The following is a 4,380-nucleotide window of genomic DNA, read 5'->3' on the forward strand; positions in this document are numbered from 1 at the left end:
CGATGTCGCCCATCGGATCGGGCACGCCCGTGGCCCGCAGACTGGCGAAATCGAACAGACTGCGGTCGGCCAGATGCGAAGGCACCACCTGCGTGAGTGCGTTGAACATGGTCTGCGCACGGCCCGGAGATTCACGCTCCCACTGCCGCAACATCGCCTTCACCTGTTTGCGCTGCGCATTCTCCTGACTGCCGCACAGAGTGCAGGGGATGAGCGGAAAGGCGCGCAGCTCGGCCCATCGCTCCAGGTCGGCCTCTTCCACATAGGCCAGCGGGCGGATCACCACATGTTTGCCGTCATCACTCACCAGCTTGGGCGGCATGCCCTTGAGCTTGCCGCCGAAGAACAGATTGAGGAAAAAGGTTTCGAGAATGTCGTCGCGATGATGGCCGAGCGCGATCTTGGTCGCGCCCAGCTCGCCCGCCACACGGTACAGAATGCCGCGCCGCAGCCGCGAGCACAGCCCGCAGGTGGTCTTGCCCTCGGGAATGATGGACTTGACGATGGAGTAAGTGTCCTGCTCCTCGATGTGAAAGGGCACGCCGCGGCTCTTGAGATAGTCGGGCAGCACATGCTCGGGAAAACCAGGCTGCTTCTGGTCGAGGTTGACGGCGACCAGATCGAAGTCGATCGGCGCGCGTTCGCGCAGGCTCAGCAGGATGTCGAGCATGGCGTAACTGTCCTTGCCGCCGGACATGCAGACCATCACCCGGTCGCCCTGCTCGATCATGTTGAAATCGACCACGGCCTGCCCGATGAGGCGGTGCAGCCGCTTGGAAAGCTTGTTGTTCTCGAACCCGGCCTTGTGGGCGGCCCGGTAGCTGGCCGCGCCGGCGGGCGGCGAATCGACTGCCGTATCGCTCATGGCTGCAAATCCTTCACATGGAACACTTCGACGCCCACACTCTCGCAATCGGGATAGACGTCAGGCTTTTCGGTCGACACCCGCACGGCCTTCACCCGCGGATGTTCGAGCATGATGCGCGCCACGTCGTCGCACAGGGTCTCCTGCAGATGAATGTGACCGCGGGCAATGCGCGCGGCGATGACGCTGCGCATGAAGTCGTAGTCGACCACTTCGTCGAGCTTGTCCTGCTGCGGGGTGGACATGGCTAGTGGAATGAATAGATCGACATTGATGAGCACACGCTGCTCGCCCCGCTTCTCAAACTCGTGCACACCGATATTGATGTTGACTTCGTAGTTCTGCAGAAACAGGCGGCGGCAAGCGCGCAGGGCGGGGTGCGACAGGGCACTGAACATGGTGAGATTCCTTGAATTAACGAGCCGCCTGATTGCGCGCGGCAAACAGCACGTCGCGCCCGGTGCCCGCGAGATGCTGGCCACCATCGACCAGCAGGGTGGCGCCGGTCATGGCGCGGGCCTGCAGCGCGAAATGCACAGCCTGCGCCACGTCTTGCGGCGTGCTGCCGCGCGCAAGCGGGGTGCGACTGTGCACGCGGGTGAATTCGTCATCGGTCATCGGGCCGGAAGGCAGCATCAGGCCGGGCGCCACGCCCACCACCCGCAGCACGGGCGCCAGCGCCTGCGCCAGCGCCACGGTGGCCGCCTGCAGCGCCGCTTTCGACAGGGTGTAGGAGAGATAGTCCGGATCGGGATTGGCGAGCTTCTGATCGAGCAGATTGACCACGCAGCCCTGCATCCCGCGCGCGCTCACATGCGCATGCAGCGACTGCGCCAGCAGCACCGGGGCGATGGTGTTGACTTGGTAGTGACGCTGCGCCGCCTCCACACTGAAGTGCTGCGCGTCGTCGAACTCGAACAGCGCCGCATTGTTCACCACCGCGTCCACCCGGCCCAACGCTGCGACAGCCTGCGGCAGCAGATCTCGCGCGGCGGCGGGGTCGAACAGGTCGGCGCCGACGGCAGCGGCTTGCGCGCCCAGCGCCCGCGCCTCGGTGCAAACCGCGTCGGCCGCCAGTTTTGAGCGGTGATAGTGCACCGCCACATCCCAGCCTTGTGCGGCGAGATGCAAGGCGATTTCCCGCCCCAGCCGGTGCGCGCCGCCGGTCACCAGCACCTTGGGTCGGGTAAGGGGAAGGGTTGGGGCGTCGGGCGGCATGCTTTCTAGAATGTCTTGATGAACGAACAACCGACAAGTCTACCGGCGCCCGCCCCGATGGCGCTGGAGCGCAGCGCGCAACTCCTGGCGCAAATCAGGGCTGCTCTGCATGCGGGCGGCGGCTGGTTGCCGTTCGATGCCTATATGCAGCAAGCACTCTACGCACCCGGCCTGGGCTACTACACCGGGCAGGCCGGGCAGTTTGGCGATTTCGGCAGCGACAGCGACTTTGTCACCGCGCCCGAGCTGTCCCCGCTGTTCGGCCGCACCCTGGCCGCTCAGGTGGCACAAGTGCTGCAGCAGGGCGACCTGCACACCGTGGTGGAATTCGGCGCGGGCTCGGGCAAGCTGGCCGCACAGGTGCTGGGCGAACTCGATCATCTGGGCTGCGCGCCGCGGCAATACGCCATTGTCGAAGTCTCCGGCGCGCTCAAGCACCGCCAGATGCAAACGCTGCGCAGCGCCGTGCCCCATCTGTTTGATCGCGTGCAGTGGTGGACGACCTTGCCCGAGGCTTTCGAGGCCGTGGTCATCGGCAACGAAGTGCTCGATGCCATGCCCGTGAAACTGCTGCATAAACAGGTAGGCGGCTGGATGGAACACGGCGTGGCGCAAGAGGGCGACGATCTGGTCTTTGCCGACCGCGCCACGGCCCTGCTGCCCCCCGCCCCCGAAGCGCATGCGCTGCCCATCGGCACCGTGACCGAAATCCACCCGCAGGCCCTGGCCTTCGTGCGCACCCTGGCCGACCGGCTTTCGCGCGGCGCGGCGCTGTTCATCGACTACGGCTTTCCGCAACGCGAGTACTACCACCCGCAGCGCCACATGGGCACGCTGCAGGCGCACTACCGCCACCGCGTGCTCGACGATGTGCTGCTGTGGCCGGGGCTGGCCGACATCACCGCGCACGTCGACTTCACCGCCATCGCCCTCGCCGCACAAGACGCCGGGCTCGATGTGCTGGGCTACACCAGCCAGGCCAATTTTTTGATGAACTGCGGCCTGCTCGATCTCGTCGCCGCCGAGCTGGCCGCCGGGCCGCCGCCTGTGGCCCCGAGCAGCGCCGCCGCCCTATGTGCGACCACGGCCGCGCCCGGCGGCTCGCACTACCTGCGGCAGACTGCCGCCGTCAACAAACTGCTGAACGAGAGCGAAATGGGCGAACTGTTCAAGGTCATCGCCCTGGGCCGTGGAGTGGACGCGCACGCCCTGCGCGGCTTCGCGCGCGGCGACCGCACTCATACGCTGTAGAGCCGACCATGCGCTGGCTGATCGTTTTCATTCTCGCGTCCATCGTGTTTTCGGCGCTGCTGCCCCATCTGCGCCGCTTCGGCATCGGCCGCATGCCGCTGGACTTCACCGTCAAACTGTTCGGCCGGGAATGGCTTTTCCCCTTCGGCTCCAGCATCCTGCTGTCTTTCCTCGCCTACGTCATCGCGCGGCTGGTGTAGCCCAAATCCGCCACGCCGCCACGCCGATGGCCAGTTGAGCAACCAGCACCAGCGCCACGCACCCAGCCCAGCCCGCGTGCGCCCACACCCAGGCCGGGCCGAAAGCGCCCACGCTGCCGCCGACGTAGTAGCACAGCACGTACAGCCCAACGGCGGCTGACCGCGCCTGACCCGCCAGCGCGGGCACCTGCGCCGTGGCCATCGACTGCGCGATGAACACGCCGCCTGAACTCAGCGTCAGCCCCAGCACGATGGCCCAGACCGGGGGGAGCAGGGTCAGCAACATGCCCCCGCTGCCCAGCACCACCGCGACGGCGAACACCCTGCGCTTGCCAAAGGTCCACGCCAGTTTGCCCGCCAGCGGCGTGGCCACCATGCCCACCAGATAGACGGTGAACAGCAGACTCAGATCCTTGAGATCAAAGCCATAAGGCGGCGCAGCCAGATGAAAACTCACATAGGTGAAAGTGCAGACCTGCGAGAACAAAATGCCGAAGCCGATGGCGTAGGTGCCGAGCAATTTGGGGTTGCGCAGATGCAAGGCAAAGCCGGACAGCGCCGCGCGCACCCCGCCGCGGCTCGCCGCAAACCGGCGCGATGCGGGCATGCCGCGCGCAATCAGCAGCAGGAACAGCAGATTGATCGCCCCCAGCACCAGAAAAGCCGCCTGCCAGCCAGCGTGCGCGGTGACCATGCCCGCGATGAAGCGTCCGCTGAAACCGCCGGCCACCGAGCCCGAAATGTAGAGCGCGGTCACCGCCGGAACCTCGGAGGGCGGCCATTCCTCGCTGATATAAGCCACCGTCGCGGTGAACACGCCGGGAATGCACAAGCCCTCGATGGCCC

6 protein-coding genes are annotated in these 4,380 nt (G+C 66.1%); 2 read left to right on the forward strand and 4 right to left on the reverse strand.

Features of this window, described 5'->3' with window-relative positions:
- The 3 genes from ttcA to AC2VLV_RS16580 all read right to left on the reverse strand — a co-directional run.
- Window positions 1–865, reverse strand: an 865-nt coding sequence (ttcA, locus tag AC2VLV_RS16570; protein ID WP_486991013.1) for a tRNA 2-thiocytidine(32) synthetase TtcA, incomplete at its 3' end; no start/stop codon positions are given.
- Complete coding sequence (locus tag AC2VLV_RS16575; protein WP_013107245.1) at window positions 862–1,263, reverse strand: dihydroneopterin aldolase; 402 nt, start codon at window positions 1,261–1,263, stop codon at window positions 862–864. The genes AC2VLV_RS16575 and ttcA, both read right to left, overlap by 4 nt.
- Window positions 1,264–1,279: 16 nt before the next feature.
- Window positions 1,280–2,083: an SDR family oxidoreductase gene (locus AC2VLV_RS16580; RefSeq protein ID WP_486991014.1), complete on the reverse strand. Its 804-nt coding sequence runs from the start codon at window positions 2,081–2,083 to the stop codon at window positions 1,280–1,282.
- A gap of 18 nt (window positions 2,084–2,101) precedes the next feature.
- Here AC2VLV_RS16580 and AC2VLV_RS16585 point away from each other — a divergent pair, with 18 nt between their 5' ends.
- Both AC2VLV_RS16585 and AC2VLV_RS16590 read left to right on the forward strand, forming a co-directional pair.
- Complete coding sequence (locus AC2VLV_RS16585) at window positions 2,102–3,334, forward strand: class I SAM-dependent methyltransferase (RefSeq protein ID WP_486991015.1); 1,233 nt, start codon at window positions 2,102–2,104, stop codon at window positions 3,332–3,334.
- An 8-nt stretch (window positions 3,335–3,342) separates the two neighbouring features.
- On the forward strand, window positions 3,343–3,534 hold the full coding sequence (locus tag AC2VLV_RS16590) for a DUF2905 domain-containing protein (protein ID WP_013107248.1): 192 nt from the start codon (window positions 3,343–3,345) through the stop codon (window positions 3,532–3,534).
- Here the strand turns inward: AC2VLV_RS16590 and AC2VLV_RS16595 are convergent.
- Window positions 3,515–4,380: MFS transporter (locus AC2VLV_RS16595; RefSeq protein ID WP_486991016.1), on the reverse strand; the 866-nt coding region annotated here is incomplete at its 5' end. The two genes, AC2VLV_RS16590 and AC2VLV_RS16595, sit on opposite strands and share 20 nt — an antisense overlap.

The organism is Thiomonas sp. TH-17, assembly GCF_057473305.1.